This window comes from Microbacterium sp. APC 3901 (assembly GCF_030407765.1).
Classification (GTDB): domain Bacteria; phylum Actinomycetota; class Actinomycetes; order Actinomycetales; family Microbacteriaceae; genus Microbacterium.
Window position 1 is genome coordinate 19277 of record NZ_JASDCU010000008.1, and the last position, 20746, is coordinate 40022.

The window sequence follows — 20746 nt, forward strand, 5'->3', positions numbered from 1 at the left end:
TATCAAGCTCCGATAAACATCGGATGTTCGGCTTGCGAGGGGTTGTGAAGTGTGAGAATCTCACTTCATACGAAATCCTACTAGGTTGCTTCGATCCTCGAAATAACCTGATCCTTCCCGAGGAGGCATTCAATGAAGAAGTTGCGTGTGGGGGCAGCCATCGCTGTCGCCGGCGTCGCTGTGGCGATGACCGGCTGTGCGAGTGGAGACGCCGGCGGTTCGGCTGACGGCGACACGATCGTCGTCGACATGTGGGCCGGCAGCGAATCCGACGTCGACGCCTTGGAGGCGCAGGTCGCCTTCGCCCAGGAGCAGAACCCCGACATCAAGATCAAGCTGCAGACGTCGCCCTGGAGCGACTTCTTCACCAAACTCACCACCAACATGGCCAGCGGCAACATGGCCTGCGTCACGGGGATGAGCGGCGCGCAGCTCGGCGGCTACACCCAGGGCTTCCGAGAACTGAGCGCGGACGACCTCGAGACGGCCGGCATCGACTGGGCGGAGTTCAACCCGAGCGCCGACGGCATCCTGAGCTTCGAGGGCAAGGTCTACGGCGTGCCGTTCGATGTCGCCACGATGCTCGTCTACTACAACCAGGACATGCTGTCCTCGGCGGGCGCCGCGACGCCGGAGATCGGCTGGACGTTCGACGACTTCGACAGGATCGCGGCCGACGCCACGAAGGACGGCAAGTACGGATTCGCGATGGGCATGGGCGGATACCAGTGGATGTCGATGCCGATCGCCTACTCGGCGACGCAGCCGGCGTCCGAGGACGGCACGCTTCACATCGACGAGAAGGCCTTCGTCGATGCGGCCTCATGGTATGCGGGGCTGGTCGACGAGAAGAAGGTCGCGGCACCCGTGGCCTCCGCGTCCGACACCGGATGGGGCGAGAACCAGTACTCGGGCGGCAACGCGGCGATGGCCGTCGACGGCACCTGGAACGCGGTGACCTACTTGAACAACGAATCCGGCTTCGCCGCCGGAATGGCGCCGCTGCCCGCGGGCGTCGACGGCAACCCGGGACCGATCCTCGGCTCGGGGTACGGGATCTCCGCGAACTGCGAGAACCCCGAAGCCGCCCTCAAGGTGATGGGCTCGCTCCTCGGTGAGGACGCGCAGGACTACATCGCCTCGTCCGGTCGCTCGTACCCCGCTCGCATCTCGTCGCAGCCGCTGTACTTCGAGTCCATCGACGAGGCGCACCGCGACCAGGTGCAGTCGGTGTTCGAGGCCGCGTTCGGCGACACCGTGCCGCTGTACATGACGCAGAACTGGCAGAAGCTCGACAGCTACATCCAGCCCAATCTCGTCAGCGTCTACAACGGCCAGATGACGATGGAAGAGCTGCTGTCGAACGCTCAGGCGCAGTTCGGCGAGTGAGCCGACTCCGGTCTCTGCCGCACTAATCAAGGAAAGAAACTGAGATGACGATCACGACGAGACGTCGAGGATCGCTCGCCAAGGTCGAGGCCCGCCAGGCGCTGGGATTTGCCAGCCCAGCCCTGGTGGGGCTCGCCCTGTTCACGATCGTGCCCGTGGGGCTCTCGATCGTGATGAGCGTCTTCGACTGGCCGACCTTCGGCGAGCGGACCTTCAACGGTGTGGACAACTACATCACGCTGTTCACCAGCAGCCCCGACTTCTGGCCGGCGCTGCGCAACTCCGCGGTCTACACCCTGCTCTACGTGCCGCTGAGCGTCGCTCTCTCGCTCGTGCTCGCCCTCGGACTCGGTCCGCGCATCCGTGGACGAGGCGCGCTGCGTGTGCTCTTCTTCATCCCTGTCGTGACTCCGATGGTCGCGAACGTGCTGGTCTGGAAGATGATGCTGCAGCCCCAGGGGCTCTTCAACGGTCTCTCGGAGACCTGGTTCGGCATCCAGCTTCCCAACTTCCTCGCCGACCCGTCGTGGGCCATGATCATGGTCGTCGCGATGAGCGTCTGGCAGGGACTCGGATACAACATGCTGATCTTCTCCGCAGCTCTCGAGCAGCTCCCCGAGAGCGTCCTCGAGGCGGCGAGCATCGATGGCGCGCAGGGCTTCCGCCGTGTCTGGAGCATCATCATCCCCATGATCTCGCCGGCGATCTTCTTCGCGACGATCATGACGATGATCACCTCACTCCAGGTGTTCGTCCAGCCCCAGCTGCTCACCGGCGGCGGGCCCGGGAACGCCACCAAGCCGCTCGTCATGTTCATCTGGGAGCAGGGCTTCACCTTCGGCGACCTCGGCCTCGCTGCCGCGGCCGCGTGGATCCTGTTCGCGATCATCATCGCGATCACCGGCCTGCAGTTCGCCGCTCAGAAGAAGTGGGTGCACTATGAGCACTGAGACCCTCACCACCTCGACCGCTGCGATGCGCACACCGCGAGAGCTGCGCCGTGCGCGCGGTGCAGCGACGACTCCCGCAGCCCGAGTCCGTCTCGTCATCGCGCACGTGTGCATCTACATCGCCGCACTGATCTTCGTCTCGCCGATCGTCTACGCGTTCTTCTCGGCGCTGAAGCCGAACACCGAGATGTTCTCGATGCCGCCCACGCTGATCGGCTCCGAGCTCCGGTGGAGCAACTTCGTCGACGTCTTCGCCTACGGGCCGTTCGTCACGTACATCGCGAACTCGTTCTTCGTCGCGATCCTCGGGACCCTCGTGGTGCTGGTCGTCTCGACCACGGCCGGCTACGCGTTCGGCCGACTCCGCTGGAAGGGCAGGGATGCCGTGTTCATCCTGTTCCTCGCGACCCTGATGGTTCCCGCCGAGGTGCTGGTCATCCCGATGTTCCAGGTGATGCAGTGGTTCGACTGGGTCGACACCTATCAGGCGCTCGTGCTGCCGTTCGCATTCGGAGCCTTCGGCACGTTCCTGATGCGGCAGTTCTTCCGCGGCATCCCGTACGAGCTCGAAGAGGCCGCCCGTGTCGACGGCGCGGGGCCCATCCGCTCGTTCCTGCAGATCATCCTGCCGCTGTCGAAGTCGGCCGTCGCGGTGCTCGCGGTCTTCACCTTCCTGACGTTCTGGAACAGCTACCTGTGGCCGCTGATCGTCACCGTCGACTACGACGCGCACGGCACGCTCCCGGTCGGTCTCGCGAGCTTCGCGGGGCTCACCGGCACTCGGTGGGATCTGCAGATGGCTGCGGCGATCATCTCCATGATCCCGACGACTCTGCTCGTGATCGTGCTGCAGAAGCACCTGGTCAAAGGCATCGCCATGGCGGGACTCGGAGGACGATGACGATGATCGGTACGGAGCAGAGCACGACCGCGCCCGCCGCGGGTGCACCCGCGGCGCGGGACGCCATCGTGGGAATAGACATCGGCGGCACGAAGATCTCCGGGCTGATCGTCGATGACGACGGCACGGTGCTCGCGCGGGGGAGCGTCGCCGCCCCGGCCAGCCTGGGTGGGAACGCGATGGCGGACGCGGCTGCCGCCCTCGCTCTCGATCTCGTCACGCGCGCATCGGTCCGTCTGATCGCGGTCGGTGTGGGGGCAGCAGGGGTCGTCGATCACTCGACGGGGACGATCCGCGCAGCATCGGCGACCTTCGTCGACTGGGCCGGCTTCCCGCTGGCGGATGCCCTTGCGGAGCGACTGTCGGTACCCGTGAGCGTGGAGAACGACGTCAATGCGTTCCTGCTCGGAGAGGTGGCCGCTGACCGTCGAGCGGACGACGACGTCCTCGGTGTGATGCTGGGTACAGGGGTCGGTGGCGCGGTGATCATCGACGGGGATCTTCGTCACGGCCCCCACGGGGCAGCGGGCGAGATCGGTCACACTCCCGGATACAGCGACCTCGTCTGCACCTGCGGGCAGGTCGGACACCTCGAGACTCTCGCCTCCGGTACCTCCATCGCGCGACGGTACGAGGCGCTCGGCGGCGATCCCGTCACGGATGCGCGGGCGGTCGCCGAACGTGCCAGGGCAGGGGACCCGCGCGCTGTCACCGCTTTCGAGGCCGCCGGACGTGCGGTCGCGCTGGCGTGCGCGAGCGCCGCCACGCTGCTCGATCTGCCGCGCGCGATCGTGGGCGGGGGAGTGTCGGAGGCCTGGGATCTTCTCGAACCGGCGATCAGCGACGCGCTGCGCACCGACTCACCCGTCTCGGGGCTGCCGCTCGAGATCGCCCCTGCGAAGCTCGGCGCTGACGCCGTCGCATTCGGAGCGATCGAAGCCGTCCGCCGCACTCTCGTGTCGGTGACGGCACGATGAGCGCCCAGTATGAGGAGTTGGATGTGACCGAGCGTCGTGAAGCGAACGAGATCTGGATGGGCCCGCTCCCGCCCCTGGAGGCAGGCGGCCTCGAGCGACCGAGGATCGGGATCGGCGGGATATCCATCGAGTCGAGCACGTTCTCGCCTCATGTCTCCGGCGACGAAGCGTTCACGGTTCGCACCGGCACCGCGCTGCGCGCCTACTATCCGTTCCTCGACGAGGGGCGCGAGCTCGGGGAGGCCGCGGACTGGGTGCCGCTCACCCACGGCCGGTCGCTTCCCGGTGGCGCAGTGGATGCTGACACCTACCGGCGCATGAAGACGGCCATCGTCGACGGCATCCGCGCCCACGGGCCGTTCGACGGGTTCTTCTTCGACATCCACGGCGCCATGAGCGTCGTCGGGCTGGACGACGCCGAGGGGGATCTCGCACTCGCCGTGCGTGAGGCACTCGGGGAGGACGCGCTGGTGTCGACGTCGATGGATCTGCACGGCAACGTCTCGGCGACCCTGCGCGATGCCGTCGACCTGCTGACCTGCTATCGCATGGCGCCGCATGAGGACTGGCTGAACACCAAGGAGCGAGCCGTATGGAATCTGCTCGCGCGACTACGCGGGAAGCATGGAACCGATCCGCAGCGCCGTCGCCCGTACGCCGCCTGGGTGCCCGTGCCGGTGCTGCTTCCGGGCGAGAAGACGAGCACCCGACTGGAACCCGCCAGGGGGATCTACGCCGAGCTGCCGCTGATCGAAGCACTTCCCGGCGTCCTCGACGCCTCGATCTGGATCGGCTATGCCTGGGCGGATGAACCGCGCTGCCAGGCTTACGTCGTCGTGACCGGCGACGACGCCGCCGTGATCACGCGAGAGGCCGAGCGTGTCGCCCGGATGTTCTGGGACGCTCGCGAGGACTTCGTCTTCGTCGCCGAGACCGGTTCGCTCGACGAAGCCCTGGCGAAGGCGCTCGATCCCGACGCGCCGCACCCGTACCTGATCTCGGATTCCGGCGACAACCCGACGGCGGGTGGGGCCGGTGACGTCACCTGGACCCTCGCGCACCTACTGGCTCGTCCGGAGCTCACCGGGGGAGACCGCACGACCCTGGTCGCCTCGATCTTCGATCGCGAGGCCGTCGCCGCGGCGGTCGAGGCCGGTGTCGGTGCGAAGATCTCGCTGACTGCGGGCGCCGGAGTCGACGACGGCCCGCACCCTCCGGTCGAGATCACGGGCACGGTGTTCTCCATCACCGACGGTGATTCGGACGCAGGCACGCAGGTGGTGATCGCCGTGGGCGGTCTGCATGCGATCATCACCGAGCGGCGAAAGCCGTTCCATCTCCTCGACGACTTCCGGATGCTCGGACTCGAGCCGAGCACAGCCGACATCGTCGTCGTGAAGATCGGCTACCTCGAGCCCGAGCTCTACGACCTCGCGCGAGGATGGACCCTCGCGCTGACCCCCGGTGGCGTCGACCAGGATCTGCTTCGCCTCGGTCATCATCGTCTGGTGGCGGGGGTCTATCCGTTCGACCTGTCCGGCACGCCGGAACTGACCGCCGTCGTGGTGCGTCGCGGCGGGGGAGAGGAGATCAGCGCATGATGAACTTCGAGAAGCGCACGGGCCCCGACCTCGGTGCCGCGGCGCCCGTGTACCCGAGCAACGGCGTACCGGAGTGGTACCGCGATGCGAAGCTCGGTTTCTTCGTGCACTGGGGCCTGTACTCGGTGCCGGCCTGGGCGATCCAGCACGGCGAAGGGGTGAACATCCCGACCGAGGACGCCTACGCGTGGCATCAGTACGCCGAGTGGTACGGCAATACCGTGCGGATCGCGGGCAGCCCGACCTGGGAGCGCCATCAGCGCCTGTACGGCCCCGGAGTGTCGTACGAGGACCTGGCGGACCGATGGGACGCGTCCGCGTTCGACGCGGATGCCTTCGTCGGCGAGCTCGTCGGCGCGGGCGCCCGATACATCGTTCCGACCACGAAGCATCACGAGGGCTTCTGCCTCTGGGACACGGCGACCACGGGGTTCAACGCCCGCGCCAGAGGACCGAAGCGCGATCTGATCGCGGAGTTCCATGCAGCGACCCGCAAGGCCGGGGCGAAATTCGGCGTCTACTACTCGGGTGCGCTCGACTGGCATGTGAGCGACTTCCCGCCGATCGAATCGGATACCGATCTCTTCCGCTATCGCCGGAACGACGAGCACTTCGCGCGGTACTCGGCACGGCAGCTCGACGAGCTCGTCGAGCGGTTCTCACCCGATCTGCTGTGGAACGACATCGAGTGGCCCGACGGAGGCAAAGGGGCGGACGAGCACGGCGTCGCCGCGCTGCTCGCGCGATACTTCGACGCCGTGCCGGAGGGGGTCGTCAACGACCGCTGGGGCGTGCCGTATCACGGCTTCCTCACGAGGGAATACACGGACATCCCCGCGATCATTCCAGAGCCGTGGGAGTCCACTCGCGGTCTCGGATTCTCCTTCGGCTACAACCAGGACGAGGACTCCCGTCATTCGATGAGCGGCTCCGCGCTGGTCAGGCTGCTGGTCGACGTCGTGTCGAAGAACGGGAACCTGCTCATCAACGTGGGTCCGACGGCAGACGGATCGATCCCCGAGCTGCAGCGTGACGCGATGCGCGAGCTCGGCGGATGGCTTCGCACGAACGGAGACACGATCTACGGAACCCGGCCGTGGACGCGGATGGGCGAGATCGCGGGCACCCCTCGGCGGTACACGATGTCGGATGCCGGGGTGCACCTTCACCTGCTCGACCCGTGGACCGGCCGCGCGGAGCTCCCCGCTGAGTTCGACGGCGTCGAATTGCGCTGGGTCGATGGATCGGTGGTCGAGACCGAACCGCGGACCTCCGGGGCAGTGGCCGCGATCGTTCCCCCGGCCTTGCGGTCGCACGCTGTCGCCGTACTCACCGCGCACGGGGTCCGAGGGTGATATCTCCCGCCACACAGAGAGAGGGCCCGGTGCGACAGCACCGGGCCCTCTCTCGTTCACCTGTGGATCACTCAGCCGGTGCGTCTTCGACCTCGATCGGCGCGTCCGCCGGGTCGGCCCACACCGGCGCCGGCAGGAGAGTGTCGACTGCTCCGCCCTGGATGTCGCGCAGCGCAGCCTCGATCGCGTCAGCGTTCTCCGGCACGGCGAGCCCGCAGGCGCGAAGCTCGGAAGCGAACTTGAGCGTGAGACGCGATTTGCCCGCTTCGACGGCCTGCGCCGTGGTACCGGTACGCTTCTCGCTGCCCGTCTGGATGTCAGACACCTCATCGCACACGTGATAGACGGCGCCGCCGTCGACCCACACGACCTCGTCTTTTCCGAGGAGCTGGATCACCGCCGACTGATCCGCCGTGTACTGCTCGACGGACGGCGGGTCGAAGTCGACTCCGATCAGCGTGGCGAGCAGGGCGAGCACGATACCGACGATGCCAGCCGTCGCCTTCTGCCCCTTGTCCATGTCCTTGTTCAGGAAGATCAGGATGATCAACGGCAGGAACGCGACGATCGCGATGATGGCTCCGAGCTGGTTCTGCACGAAGAACCGCAGCGTCTCCGACCTGCGCGCAGGATCCAGCCGATTCGCCTTCTTCCAGAGGACGGAGCCGGTGATCGCGAGCGCGGCGATCACGACGAGCAGCACGAGGAGCGTGATGAATGCCCACTGCGGGAACTGGGCGGTGACTCCCTGCTCCTCGAGGAGGCCGGTATCCGGATCGCGCACGAGGGTGCCGTCCTCGCCGACGTATTCGCGCTGCCGGAGCAACCAGAAGATCGCGACGGCTTCGGATGCGATGGCGATCGCCCAGAGCGCGGCCGCGATCCAGCGGAACATGGTGGCCCTGGACTTGGCGACGGCAGTCGGCTTCCACCCTGCCGCGGGTTCGTCGACGGAGCCGCGCGGCGGGCTCTGGTCGGCACTCTTGTTCTGCTCGGCCACGATCGTCCTTCCGGAGAGGGCCCCGGTGGCCCAGATGCCCCGAGCATAGTGGACCGCGTGTCCTACGCTGGGGGCATGACTTCCGATTCCGATGACGCCCTGAGCTGGGACGGTGACGACGGCGTGGCGCCGAAGGCGCCTGTGCCGAAAGGCTCCGACAGAGAGGCGTCCGAGCCCCGTGGCGACGCCTCGGAGGATGCGGCTCTGCCGGACGGATGGAACGCCGTCGGACGGGGCAGCGAAGCCGTGGGGCGCGTCGACTCCGAGGGTACGGTCACGATGCCCGATGAGAAGGAAGCGGCGCATCTGAGCACGGCGATGCTCCTGACACTCGGGGTCGTCGGAGGCGTGTACCTGCTCTACAGCATCGGCTGGGTCGTCGGCGGTCTGCGGCTCAAGCCGCTCGCCAATCTGATCGTCGCCGATGCCATGTACGTGCCCTGGTTCGTGCTCGCGGCGGCGGCACCCGCGCTGTGGTTCCTCGCGGTGTGGGTCCTCACCCGGGCCAAGGCCGCCTGGATCCGTATCGGGCTGCTCCTGCTCGGAGTGGTGCTGCTCGTGCCGTGGCCCTTCGTGACGGTGGGGGTGATCGGATCATGACCGAGCAGCAGGCGGTCTCTCCCGCACCCTCCGGTTCTCCTCGCTGGCTGAGCGCGGTCGTGCTCGGCCTCGCGGGGCTCTTCTACGCCTATGCGATCTGGAATGCCGTCGCGCACCTCATCTCCATGGCGCAGAACGGGCTCACCGGCATCGGCTGGGTGACGCTGCTCTTCGGCGTGGTCTTCCCTGCGATCGTCTTCGTCTTCGCCTACGCGATCGGTCGACGACGTCGTGCGGGCGAGTTGGCGCTGGTGCTGCTGGCCGGTCTCGGCGTCGTGGCGGTGTTCTGGCTGAGCCTGATCGGCTACAGCATCCTCAACATGTCGGATCTCGTGACGGCCGTGGTCTGATCCACGGCGTCACACGGCGCAGAGCAGTAGGAGCGCTCGGGTACAGTTGAGGTGATCGCGCCCCCATGGTGTGCGGCGCATCGGCCCCCTGTCGCGCTGCCCCGAAGGATCCCTGTGCCGAAGCCCGTCGTGCTCATCGCCGAAGTTCTCTCACCTGCCACGATCGAGGCTCTCGGCCCCGACTTCGACGTCCGCAACGTCGACGGCACTGACCGCGAGGCGCTCTTCGCCTCGCTCGCGGAGGCCGATGCGGTGCTGATCCGCTCGGCGACGCACATCGACGAAGAGGCTCTGACGCACGCCCCGAAGCTGAAGGTCGTCGCACGCGCAGGCGTCGGACTCGACAACGTCGACATCAAGGCGGCCACCGCAGCCGGCGTCATGGTCGTCAACGCTCCGACGTCGAACATCATCTCGGCCGCCGAGCTCACGGTCGGGCACATCCTCAGCCTCGCCCGTCGCATCCCGGCGGCGCACGCCTCGCTCGCCGCCGGTCAGTGGAAGCGCAGCTCGTTCACAGGCGCGGAGCTCTTCGAGAAGACCGTCGGCATCGTGGGGCTCGGTCGCATCGGCGCACTCGTCGCCGCCCGGCTCGCCGCGTTCGACATGCGCGTCGTCGCGTACGACCCCTACGTCACCTCCGCTCGCGCACAGCAGCTCGGCGTGCAGCTCCTCTCTCTCGACGAGCTGGTCGCCGAGGCCGACTTCCTCACGATCCATATGCCCAAGACGCCTGAGACGACCGGCATGATCGGCGCCGAGCAGTTCACGGCCATGAAGCCGACCGCCTTCGTCGTGAACGTCGCCCGCGGTGGTCTCATCGATGAGGAAGCGCTTCACGCGGCCCTCGTCGCCGGTGAGATAGCCGGCGCAGGACTCGACGTCTTCACCTCCGAGCCGCCCGCCGAGGGCGGAACCGCTCGTCCACTGCTCGACCTCCCCAACGTCGTCGTGACCCCGCACCTGGGTGCCAGCACGGAGGAGGCGCAGGAGAAGGCCGGTGTCTCGGTCGCACGCTCCGTGCGCCTCGCGCTCGGCGGCGATCTCGTACCCGACGCGGTCAACGTCGCCGGAGGAGTCATCGACCCATACGTGCGCCCCGGAATCTCGCTCGTCGAGAAGCTCGGACAGATCTTCGCGGCCCTCGCGACGTCGCCTCTCACGAGCCTCGACGTCGAGGTCCACGGCGAACTGAACGACTACGACGTCAGCGTGCTGAAGCTCGCGGCGCTCAAGGGCGTCTTCACGAACATCGTCAGCGAGACGGTCTCGTACGTCAACGCGCCGCTGCTCGCCGACCAGCGCGGCATCGCGGTTCGCCTCCTCAAGGACGACGTGAGCGACGAGTACCGCAACGTGATCACGCTGAGCGGCGCTCTCTCCGATGGTTCGCAGCTCTCGGTGTCCGGCACTCTCACCGGTCCGAAGCAGGCCGAGAAGCTGGTCGCCATCAACGACCACGCGCTCGAGCTGCCGATCGAGAAGCACCACGTCGTGATGCTCTACACCGACCGCCCCGGCATCGTCGCGGTCTACGGACAGAAGTTCGGCGAGGCGGGGATCAACATCGCCGGCATGCAGATCTCGCGGCTCGGTGCGGGCGACCAGGCGCTCAGCGTTCTCACGCTCGACTCGCCGGTCTCCGACGACCTGCTCGACGCTCTGCGCACCGAGATCGACGCGGACCTGTTCCGCCAGATCGAGATCACCGACATCTGACCCGGACGCATGAAGAGAGCGGGAGGGGCGGCCGATCGGTCGTCCCTCCCGCTCTGCGTCTCACCCGTCTCAGGGCGCCGTGGTGCGCAGCACGAGGGCGATCAGCTCGTCGAGCTCGGTGCGGTGGGGGACGAGACGCTCTTCGCCGTTCACGTCGAGTGAGTTGTTGAAGTAGAGCCCGTCGCTGAGCAGCATCACGAGATTGAGGCTCGCCCGATCGCGCACGTGCGGACGGATCATGTCCTCCCACCGGCGCCGCACGGTGCGCAGCGCCTCGCCGGCCGGCAGCGAGCCGCCCTGTGCCAGACGTGAGGCGGCGATGAGCGCGCGGTCCAAGGCGTCGTCCTCCATGACCGAGGTGCGCACGTAGTACGCGACCGGACCGTCGTCAGCCGCGGCCATGCGTTCGAGGTCTGTCGTGGTGAGCGCGTCGAGGCGATCGAGGAGTCCTGCCGCGAGGTCTTCCTTCGAACCGAAGTGGTAGAGCAGACCGCCCTTCGAGACGCCTGCGGCCTTCGCCGTCGCATCGAGCGTCGCCGCTCGTTCGCCGTCGTTGATGACGATCGACTCGAACGCGTCGAGCACGCGTTCGCGGGCCAGGGGCGGTCGGGGCATCGGGCTTCCTCTGTTCGTCTCTCATCACCGTATCGCTGACAGATGACGATTCTGTTACTATACCAGCTGGACGGTTTAGTTACGATGCCGTCGTGATTCTAAGAGGTGTTCCATGACCCGTACTGCGTCGATCCCGACGACAGAGACGGAAGCTCCCCGCGTCGGAGCCCGTGGCTGGGCGGCGCTCGTCGTGCTCATGCTGCCGGTGCTCCTGGTGTCGGTCGACAACACGGTGCTGAGCTTCGCGCTCCCCGAGATATCCATCGCGCTCGCACCCACCGGGGCGGAGCAGCTCTGGATCATCGACGTGTATCCGCTCGTGCTCGCCGGACTCCTGGTGACGATGGGGACCCTCGGCGACCGCTTCGGGCGTCGCCGGATGCTGCTGATCGGGGCTACCGGCTTCGCCGCTGTCTCCGCACTCGCCGCCTTCGCGCCGACAGCCGGCCTGCTGATCGCGGCCCGCGCGCTCCTGGGCTTCTTCGGAGCCATGCTGATGCCGTCGACTCTGTCGCTCCTGCGCTCGATCTTCCAGAACCGCGACCAGCGTCGCCTCGCCATCGCAGTCTGGGCGTCGGCGTTCTCCGCCGGTTCGGCGCTCGGTCCGATCGTGGGCGGATTCCTGCTCGAGCACTTCGACTGGGGCTCCGTGTTCCTGGTCGCCGTGCCGGTGCTCATCCCGCTTCTCATCGCCGCTCCGCTGCTGGTGCCCGAGAGTCGCGACCCGAATCCAGGGCGTATCGACATCGTCAGCATCGTGCTCTCGATGGCTGCGATGATCCCCGTCGTCTACGCGATCAAGTCGCTCGCCGTCGACGGCCCGAGTCTCACTGCGGGGGCCTGGGCACTGCTCGGCGTCGGCATGGGCTATCTCTTCGTGCGGCGCCAGCTGGCCGCCGCGGTGCCGATGCTCGACATGGACCTGTTCCGCCGGGGTTCCTTCTCGGGGGCGATCCTGGTCAACCTCCTCAGCGTCGTAGCGCTCGTGGGGTTCCTCTACTTCGTCTCGCAGCATCTGCAGCTCGTACTCGGCCTCTCGCCGATGACAGCCGGTGCGGCGCTCGTGCCGGGCATGCTCGCGATGATCGTGGCCGGACTCTCGGTCGTGCCCATCTCACGGCGGGTGCCTCCGCACGTCCTGGTGCCGGCGGCACTCGTGTTCTCCGTCGCCGGGTATCTGCTCGTGGCCTTCTCGACGGCAGACCACGGCGTCGCCCCCCTCATCATCGCGTTCGTGGTGCTCGGGATCGGCATCGGCGCCGCCGAGACGATCTCCAACGAGCTGATCCTCTCGAGCGCCCCGGCCGAGAAGGCGGGAGCCGCGAGCGCCGTGTCAGAGACGGCCTATGAACTCGGTGCGGTGCTCGGCACGGCAGTGCTCGGCGGTCTCATCACCGCGTTCTACAGGGGGGCGCTCGTGGTCCCGGAGGGCACTCCCGCAGAGGCCGCGCGTGCGGCGACGGAGACGCTCGCCGGCGCCTACACGGCTGTGCAGGATCTCCCTGCACAACTCGGAGATGCGCTGTGGGACGCGGCATCCGCCGCGTTCGGTTCGGGCGTCATGGTGACCTCGCTGATCGGTGCGGGACTGGTCGTCCTCGCCGGAGTGATCGCGGCCGTCACACTGCGCAAGGCCCCCACTCACTGACCAGTACGCTGGGAGAACCGGCCCGCTCGGCATCCGCCCGAGTGCTGGCCGGTTCATCCCGATGCAAGGAGTGCCATGTCGCGTGTCGTGAAGCTGGCCGTCATCCCCGGTGACGGAATCGGCCCAGAGGTCGTCGCCGAGGCGGAGAAGGTCCTCGACGCGGTCACCGCCGCCAGCGACGTGACATTCGACAAGACCCGTTTCTCACTCGGTGCCGCCAGGTACCTCGAGACGGGAGACACGCTGACGGACGACGACCTGCAGGACATCGCGAATCATGATGCGATCCTGCTGGGCGCCGTCGGCGGCACCCCCGGCGACCCCCGCCTCAAGGATGCGAACATCGAGCGCGGTCTGCTGCTGAAGCTGCGGTTCACGCTCGACCACTACGTCAACCTGCGTCCGTCGAAGCTGTTCGTGGGTGCTGCGGGACCGCTCGCCGATCCCGGCGCGATCGACTTCGTCGTCGTGCGAGAGGGCACAGAGGGCCCTTACGTCGGCAACGGCGGTGCGATCCGCAAAGGCACCCCGCACGAGGTCGCCAATGAGACTTCGGTGAACACGGCTTTCGGCGTCGAGCGTGTGGTCAGGTATGCCTTCGACCTCGCTGAGCGGCGCAGCAAGAAGGTCACGCTCGTCCACAAGACCAACGTGCTCGTGCACGCGGGCGCCATCTGGCAGCGCATCGTGAATGAGGTCTCGGCCGAGCACCCCGACGTCGCGGTCGACTACCTGCACGTCGACGCGGCCACGATCTTCCTCGTGACCGATCCTTCCCGCTTCGACGTGATCGTCACCGACAACCTGTTCGGCGACATCCTCACCGACCTCGCCGGCGCAGTCACCGGAGGCATCGGTCTGGCCGCTTCGGGCAACATCAACCCCGATGGGGCGTTCCCGTCGATGTTCGAGCCGGTGCACGGATCCGCTCCCGACATCGCCGGTCAGCAGAAGGCCGACCCCACCGCGGCCATCCTGTCGGTGGCACTGCTGCTCGACCACCTCGGGCTCGCCGAGGAGTCCGCTCGCGTGAGTGCCGCCGTCGAGTCCGACATCGCCACCCGCACGGGTGCGCGCACCACTGCGGAGATCGGCTCCGCGATCACTGCTCTGCTCTGAACGACAGGCGTAGGCTGAGACGGCGCGAGGATGCGCGCCGCACGAGGAATGGATGACGAGATGACGACCATCGATGCCGAGACCACCGTGGCTCCACTGGAGTTCGCTGTGACCAAGAACCTGGCCGCCGCGACGCCCGGTCGTGTCGCCGAGGTTCACGAGAACCCCGGGTTCGGCGTGGTCTTCACGGACCACATGGTCGACATCTGCTGGTCGGTCAAGGGCGGCTGGCATCGCCCGCGCGTGCAGCCGTACGGCCCGATCCCGCTCGACCCCGCCGCCTCCGTGCTGCACTACGCGCAGGAGATCTTCGAGGGCATCAAGGCATATCGTCATGCCGACGGCTCGATCCACACCTTCCGCCCTGACCGCAATGCCGCACGGCTTCAGGCCAGTGCGCGTCGGCTCGCACTTCCGGAGCTGCCCACCGAGTACTTCATCCAGTCGCTGCGCGAGATCATCGCGGTCGACGGACGCTGGGTACCGTCCGGCGCCGACCAGAGCCTCTACCTGCGCCCGTTCATGTTCGCCAAGGAGGCCTTCCTGGGTGTCCGCGCCGCGCAGAAAGTCGCGTACTACGTGATCGCGAGCCCCGCCGGCGCCTACTTCAGCGGGGGTGTGAAGCCCGTGCGCATCTGGCTCTCCGAGGACTACGCCCGAGCAGGCAAGGGCGGCACAGGCAAGGCCAAGACGGGTGGGAACTACGCGTCGAGCCTGCTCGCGCAGAGCGAGGCATCGTCGAAGGGATGCGACCAGGTCGTGTTCCTGAACGAGCAGCGCAATGTCGAGGAGCTCGGCGGCATGAACGTCGTCTTCGTGTTCAAGGACGGTCGCGTCGTGACGCCCGAGTCCGACAGCATCCTCGAGGGCATCACTCGTGACTCGCTGCTGCAGCTCGCCGAGGACCGCGGCTACACGGTCGAGAAGCGGCCGATCTCGATCGACGAGTGGCGCGAGGGCGTGGCATCCGGCGACATCGTCGAGGTGTTCGCATGCGGCACGGCAGCGGTCGTGACGCCGATCGGCGCTCTCGTCGGCGAAGGCTTCGATGAGCCGCAGCCGCTCGGCGAGCTCGCCCTGTCGCTCCGCGAAGAGCTCACCGACATCCAGTACGGCCGTCGTGAGGACAAGCACGGCTGGCTCCTGCGTCTCGACGCCTGACCGTCGCCGGACTCCCCGAGACCCCGCTGTGCGACCTGCACAGCGGGGTCTCGTCGTCGGGCACTCTGGCTAGGCTGGTGGCATGAAGATCGCCCGATTCAGCCATGACGACGCCATCCTCTTCGGGATCGTCGACGACACCGACCTCGTCGTCCTCGCGGGCGATCCGCTTTTCGCCGGGTACGAGCCCACCGGAGACCGGGTGCCGATCGCCGACGCCGTGATCCTCGCGCCGGTGATCCCTCGATCCAAGATCGTGTGCGTCGGCAAGAACTACCACGACCATGCCGCCGAGATGGGGGGAGTGGCACCGGAAGAGCCGCTGCTCTTCTTCAAGCCCAACACCGCCGTCATCGGCCCCGGTGACGCCATCGTGCGACCCTCGATCTCCGAGCAGACCGAGTACGAGGGCGAGCTGGCGGTCGTGATCGGCCGGGTCGCGAAGAACGTGAAGGCGGCGGATGCTCTCGACCACGTGCTCGGCTACACGATCGCGAATGATGTCACCGCGCGTGACCTGCAGCGCAAGGACGGCCAGTGGGCGCGCGCGAAAGGCTTCGACACGTTCTGCCCTCTCGGACCGACCATCAGCACGGAGTTCGATCCGTCGGTGGCGACGATCGAGACCCGCGTCAACGGCGAGGTGCGTCAGAAGGCTCCGCTCACCGACATGATCCACTCCGTCGAGGCGATCATCGAGCATGCATCCGCCGCATTCACGCTGCTGCCGGGTGACGTCATCCTGACAGGCACACCGGCGGGTGTGGGGGAGTTCGTCGCCGGCGACACCGTCGAGGTCGAGATCACCGGTCTGGGTATTCTGCGCAACACCGTGCGCGACGCCGTGCGCGCGTCATGACCGTCGTCGCCCTCACGGCGGCTCAGCAGGCGGCAGTGCAGCGGAGAACCGTGCTGGTTCTCTCGTCTGGACAGGTGCTCGGCGGAATCGCGTTCGGGGCGACGGTGTCTCTCGGTGCGCTGCTCGCCGCCGACATCTCCGGCAGCGACGCGTTGTCGGGACTCGCGACCGCATCGGTCACGTTGGGCGCCGCGCTGTGCGCGATCCCGCTGGCTCGACTCGCCGCCAGGGTGGGGCGACGCCGTGCACTGACACTCGGCAATCTGTTCGCGCTCGTGGGGATCGCGGTCGTGATCCTCGCGGCGTCGCTGCGGGTGTTCCCGCTGCTGCTGGTCGGCATCCTGATGATCGGAGCCGGCAACGCGGGCAATCTGCAGTCGCGATTCGCCGCCACTGATCTCGCCGCGCCGCAGCACCGAGGGCGGGATCTCTCGATCGTCGTGTGGGCGACGACCATCGGCGGAGTCGCAGGCCCTCTGCTGCTCGGACCGGGTGAGATCGTCGGCGCGGCGATCGGCATGCCGCCGCAGACCGGTTCCTACGCCTTCTCATTCGTCGCTCAATGCGCGGCTCTCATCCTCTACCTCGTGGCGCTGAGGCCCGACCCTCTACTGGCCGCGCAGCAGCTCGCCTCAGCGGCTGCTGCGGGGGCCACAGGCAAGGTATTCGCAGACAGACCGGTGGTGGCTCGCTATGCGATGTTCGCGGTCGCCGGTTCGCACGTCGTGATGGCATCTGTCATGGCGATGACTCCGGTGCATCTCGCGCACATGGCGCACGGTGCGCACGGGATGGCGCCCACTCCGGCCGACGTCTCGGCTCTCGTCGGCATCACGATCGCCCTGCACGTCGGCGGCATGTACGCGCTGTCGCCGCTCTTCGGCATCCTCGCCGACCGGTGGGGTCGGCTGCGTGTGGTCCTGCTGGGGCAGGTGCTCCTCGGGGCCGCACTGGCGTTCGCCGTGTTCGCGAACGATCGGGAGTGGGGCGTGATCGTCGCTCTGATCCTGTTGGGGCTCGGATGGAGCGCGGCGACGGTTGCGGGGGCCGCGCTGCTGACCGAGGCGAGCGCGCCCGAGATCCGCACGCGCCGCCAGGGACGCAGCGACTCGCTGATGAGCCTCTCGGCGGCCGCGGGCGCGGTTCTCGCGGGTGTGGTGCTCTCGAACTTCCAGTACGCAGGGCTCGGGATCGCGGCGTCGGTGATCGTCGTCGCCATCGTCGCGCTGTCGCCGCTCGGGCGCCTGAGGCGATGAAGGACTGGGCGGACACGGGCCAGGCATAGGCCGACTCGTACGCCTCTCTGTGTGCGACGAGCGATCGATCGCCGGACGCCTGCCGCTCGTGCATTCCGCAGCGGTCGCCGTCGCGTCGCAGTGCTGAGTCCCCGCCTTCAGCCCGAGTTCCTCGCGGCTCCTCGGCGCCGCGACCGCTTTTGTCGGCGCGGCACCGAGGAATCGGCGTCTCGGTGCTCAGGTGTACCAAGTCGGCTCAGGCACCTCGTTGCGCAGCACGTAGTCGCCGACCTCCCGTTTCTTGTACGCGATCGGGTCGTGCAGGCTGTGCGTGCGCAGGTTGCGCCAGAAGATGTCGAGGCCGACCGAGTTGGCCGATGCTCGGGCACCGGTGAGCTCGTAGATCTTCGTGGCGACCTCCAGTCCGTCGTCGACGATGCGCAGCTTCCCCGCCGCGATGCGCACGGCGATCTCGCCACGACGGCGTGCAGTGAGGTCTTCGCGAGGGGCGTGCAGCACGCCGCTGATCTCGGAACCCACGGCATCCAGCAGCGCTTCATCCGCCCACAGCTTCGAGGCCAGTTCGCCATAGCCCTCGAGCAGGTACCACTCGTCCGTCGCGTGCTGCTTGTCGTCGCCGCCGTACGGCCACGGGCGGGTGGTCGATCGGGTGTAGGCGGATGCCGTCTCGAGTGCACCCTGTGCGATGCCGAGGTAGAAGTTGGCGAACACGAGCTGGATGGTCGGCACGTTCAGCGTGTTGTACGTCAGAGGCTGGAACACCCGGTCGACAAAGCCTGCTGCCGCTGTCCACGGGACGCGGACGTCACGGATTTCGACCGAGCCCGATTCGGTGAGACGCTGACCCAGGTTGTCCCAGTCGTTCCCGAAGACGATTCCCGCCTGCGCTGTGGGGACGATCGCGAAGATGTGTGTCTCAGTGCCTTCGAGGACGCCTTCGAGTACGGTCAGGTCCGAGATCTGACCACCGGTGGAGAAAGACTTCCGGCCGGAGAACACCAGCTCGTCGCCGTCTTCGCGGACCACCAGATCGGAGTCGCGGGGGTTGACGGCGCCGCCGAAGACGAAGTCGTTCGCGGTGTACAGCTCCTCGACCGCGGCGATCTGCTCGTCGGTTCCGACGAGACGTGCCGCCCACGCCCAGAGGTAGTGGTAGCCGAGGACCTGCCCGATCGATCCGTCGCCGCGGGCCACCGCCCTGATCACCCGATACGCGGTGTCCCAGCTCTCGCCGGCACCGCCGTGGGCGCGAGGACCGAGCAGGGTGACGAGACCCGAGTCCTTGAGCAGCTGCACCTCGGCCCGAGGCGTCGCGTTCGCGCGGTCCCTCTCGACAGCATCCACCGCGAGGATGTCGGCCACCTCCTCGGCGCGGTCGATCCATTCGCGGCTCGTCCGAGGTCTCGGCGCGCCGAGCCAGCGATCGCTGAGGCCTGTCGTCACTGCATCCGTGATTGTCACGTTGTCACCCTTCCGGTTGGTCGATGCGGGCAACGATAGGAGCGCGATCGGCCCGAATGCGGGTTGTTACCCAGGGTGAGTGACTGTTACCCGCGGTGACCCCTCCTCACCGGCCTGCTGTCGCGAGCGGATCGGCGAGGTCGAGATGCGGCCCGGCAACTAGAATCGAGGGGATATGGCTACTCCTCACCCCCTCACCACGACCGCCAGCGGAGCCGACGTACGCGTCCGCTTCTGCCCCTCGCCGACCGGACTGCCGCACGTCGGCATGGTCCGCACAGCGCTCTTCAACTGGGCGTTCGCGCGCCACAACGGCGGGAAGATGGTGTTCCGCATCGAGGACACCGACGCCGCCCGAGACAGCGAGGAGAGCTTCCGCCAGCTCGTCGACGCGCTGACCTGGCTCAAGATCGACTGGGATGAGGGGGTCGAGGTCGGTGGTCCCCACGCTCCCTACCGTCAGTCCGAGCGCCACGACATCTATCGCGGTGTGATCGACAAGCTCCTCGCATCGGGTGCCCTGTATGAGAGCTTCTCGACGGCGGAGGAGATCGACGCTCGCAACGAGGCAGCCGGGCGGGCGAAGCAGCTCGGATACGACAATCACGATCGTGACCTCACGACCGAGCAGAAGGATGCCTTTCGTGCCGAAGGGCGGCAGCCTGCGCTCCGTCTGCGCGTGCCGGACGAGGACCTCACCTACGTCGACCTGATCCGCGGCGAGGTGACCTTCCCCGCAGGTTCGTTCCCCGATTTCGTGGTGGTGCGTCCGAACGGCATCCCGCTGTACACCTTCGTGAACCCGGTCGACGACGCGCTGATGGGCATCACGCACGTCCTGCGCGGTGAAGACCTGATGCCGTCGACGGCTCGTCAGCTCGCTCTCTACGCCGCGCTGATCGAGGCAGACGTCACCACGTTCGTGCCCCGCTTCGCGCACATGCCCCTGGTGCTCGGCGAGACCGGCAACAAGAAGCTCTCCAAGCGCGATCCGCAGGCAGATCTGTTCCTGCATCGGGATCGCGGCTTCATCCACGAAGGGCTGCTGAACTACCTCGCGCTCCTCGGCTGGTCGATCGGCCACGACCGCGACGTGTTCAGCCTCGACGAGTTCATCGAGGCGTTCGACATCGTCGACGTGAATCCGAACCCGGCACGCTTCGATCAGAAGAAGGCCGAGTCGATCAACGGCGACCACATCCGCACGCTCGACGAGAAGGACTTCGCCGAGAGGACGATCCCGTACCTCGCTGCTGCCGGCCTCTTCGATGAGCCGACGCACGAGCAGCTCGTGCTCGCCTTCCGTGTCGCGCCGCTCGTACAGGAGCGCGTGCAGCTGCTCGGCGACGTGCCTGGCATGGTCGGGTTCCTCTTCACCGACGACGTCTCGTACGACGCCGACGCGCTCAAGGGGTTGCCCGCGAACGCCGCTGAGGTCCTCGACGCCTGCGTCGTCGCCCTCGAGCCGGTGAGTGAGTTCACGCCGGAGAAGATCCAGGAGGCTCTCGCGGAGGCGCTCGTCGAGAAGCTCGAGCTCAAGCCGCGTGTCGCCTACGGTCCTCCTCGCGTCGCGATCACCGGTCGGCGGATCTCGCCGCCGCTCTTCGAGTCCATGGAGCTCCTGGGCAAGGACGAGTCGCTGCGGCGGCTGCGGTCGCTGTCGGAGTTCCTCGCGAACTGACGCGACAGGCGGGCGGCGAGCAGCGCTTCGGCGCTCTCCTGCCCGTCGCCGTGGTCGTGCAGACGCAGCGATCAGTGGGCGACGCGCCCGGACCGACCGAGGCG

The 20746-nt window shown here is 67.4% G+C and carries 17 protein-coding genes and 1 pseudogene; 15 read left to right on the forward strand and 3 right to left on the reverse strand.

Features of this window, described 5'->3' with window-relative positions; translation table 11 throughout:
* The first annotated feature begins 132 nt into the window (after positions 1-132).
* Genes QMA07_RS08795 through QMA07_RS08820 form a run of 6 tightly spaced genes read left to right on the forward strand, consistent with a single transcriptional unit; the run spans position 133 to position 7173 of the window.
* Positions 133-1389, forward strand: coding sequence for a sugar ABC transporter substrate-binding protein (locus QMA07_RS08795; RefSeq protein ID WP_290161200.1), 1257 nt, complete (start codon positions 133-135; stop codon positions 1387-1389).
* 44 nt (positions 1390-1433) lie between these two features.
* Positions 1434-2339, forward strand: a complete 906-nt coding sequence (locus QMA07_RS08800; protein ID WP_290161201.1) for a sugar ABC transporter permease — start codon at positions 1434-1436, stop codon at positions 2337-2339.
* Positions 2329-3240, forward strand: coding sequence for a carbohydrate ABC transporter permease (locus QMA07_RS08805; protein ID WP_290161202.1), 912 nt, complete (start codon positions 2329-2331; stop codon positions 3238-3240). Before QMA07_RS08800 ends, QMA07_RS08805 begins: the two co-directional genes overlap by 11 nt.
* Before the next feature lie 2 nt (positions 3241-3242).
* Positions 3243-4217, forward strand: a complete 975-nt coding sequence (locus tag QMA07_RS08810; RefSeq protein WP_290161203.1) for an ROK family protein — start codon at positions 3243-3245, stop codon at positions 4215-4217.
* Positions 4218-4273: 56 nt separating this feature from the next.
* Positions 4274-5818, forward strand: coding sequence for a M81 family metallopeptidase (locus QMA07_RS08815; RefSeq protein WP_356762617.1), 1545 nt, complete (start codon positions 4274-4276; stop codon positions 5816-5818).
* Positions 5815-7173, forward strand: a complete 1359-nt coding sequence (locus QMA07_RS08820; RefSeq protein ID WP_290161205.1) for an alpha-L-fucosidase — start codon at positions 5815-5817, stop codon at positions 7171-7173. The genes QMA07_RS08815 and QMA07_RS08820 overlap by 4 nt, the downstream gene beginning before the upstream one ends.
* A 188-nt stretch (positions 7174-7361) precedes the next feature.
* Here the strand turns inward: QMA07_RS08820 and QMA07_RS16955 are convergent.
* Positions 7362-7460 (reverse strand): annotated as a pseudogene (locus QMA07_RS16955) (hypothetical protein); the annotation flags it as partial.
* 788 nt (positions 7461-8248) lie between these two features.
* Between QMA07_RS16955 and QMA07_RS08830 the strand changes: the two are divergent.
* The 3 genes from QMA07_RS08830 to serA all read left to right on the forward strand — a co-directional run bounded on the left by QMA07_RS08830 (position 8249) and on the right by serA (position 10842).
* Entirely contained in the window at positions 8249-8773 is a 525-nt protein-coding gene (locus QMA07_RS08830; protein WP_290161207.1) for a hypothetical protein, read from the forward strand.
* Complete coding sequence (locus tag QMA07_RS08835) at positions 8770-9123, forward strand: hypothetical protein (protein ID WP_290161208.1); 354 nt, start codon at positions 8770-8772, stop codon at positions 9121-9123. The genes QMA07_RS08830 and QMA07_RS08835 overlap by 4 nt, the downstream gene beginning before the upstream one ends.
* Positions 9124-9237: 114 nt before the next feature.
* Complete coding sequence (gene serA / locus QMA07_RS08840) at positions 9238-10842, forward strand: phosphoglycerate dehydrogenase (protein WP_290161209.1); 1605 nt, start codon at positions 9238-9240, stop codon at positions 10840-10842.
* Between the two features lie 69 nt (positions 10843-10911).
* On the opposite strand, the gene QMA07_RS08845 is transcribed toward serA, so the two are convergent.
* Complete coding sequence (locus QMA07_RS08845; protein ID WP_290161210.1) at positions 10912-11457, reverse strand: TetR/AcrR family transcriptional regulator; 546 nt, start codon at positions 11455-11457, stop codon at positions 10912-10914.
* Positions 11458-11569: 112 nt separating this feature from the next.
* Here QMA07_RS08845 and QMA07_RS08850 point away from each other — a divergent pair, with 112 nt between their 5' ends.
* From QMA07_RS08850 to QMA07_RS08870, 5 genes are all read left to right on the forward strand, one after another.
* Complete coding sequence (locus tag QMA07_RS08850) at positions 11570-13105, forward strand: MFS transporter (protein ID WP_290161211.1); 1536 nt, start codon at positions 11570-11572, stop codon at positions 13103-13105.
* A 75-nt stretch (positions 13106-13180) separates the two neighbouring features.
* Positions 13181-14224, forward strand: a complete 1044-nt coding sequence (locus QMA07_RS08855; protein WP_290161212.1) for a 3-isopropylmalate dehydrogenase — start codon at positions 13181-13183, stop codon at positions 14222-14224.
* 60 nt (positions 14225-14284) lie between these two features.
* Positions 14285-15385 (forward strand): branched-chain amino acid aminotransferase, encoded by a 1101-nt coding sequence (locus QMA07_RS08860; RefSeq protein WP_290161213.1) that lies wholly within the window; start codon positions 14285-14287, stop codon positions 15383-15385.
* Between the two features lie 82 nt (positions 15386-15467).
* Positions 15468-16244 carry a fumarylacetoacetate hydrolase family protein gene (locus QMA07_RS08865; protein WP_290161214.1) on the forward strand — a complete coding sequence of 259 codons (777 nt, stop codon included), beginning with the start codon at positions 15468-15470 and terminating at the stop codon, positions 16242-16244.
* Positions 16241-17500: an MFS transporter gene (locus QMA07_RS08870; protein ID WP_290161215.1), complete on the forward strand. Its 1260-nt coding sequence runs from the start codon at positions 16241-16243 to the stop codon at positions 17498-17500. Before QMA07_RS08865 ends, QMA07_RS08870 begins: the two co-directional genes overlap by 4 nt.
* A gap of 216 nt (positions 17501-17716) precedes the next feature.
* On the opposite strand, the gene QMA07_RS08875 is transcribed toward QMA07_RS08870, so the two are convergent.
* Positions 17717-18961, reverse strand: coding sequence for an acyl-CoA dehydrogenase family protein (locus QMA07_RS08875; protein ID WP_290161216.1), 1245 nt, complete (start codon positions 18959-18961; stop codon positions 17717-17719).
* A 175-nt stretch (positions 18962-19136) separates the two neighbouring features.
* Between QMA07_RS08875 and gltX the strand changes: the two genes are divergently transcribed.
* On the forward strand, positions 19137-20642 hold the full coding sequence (gltX, locus tag QMA07_RS08880) for a glutamate--tRNA ligase (RefSeq protein ID WP_290161217.1): 1506 nt from the start codon (positions 19137-19139) through the stop codon (positions 20640-20642).
* The last annotated feature ends 104 nt before the right edge of the window (positions 20643-20746 follow it).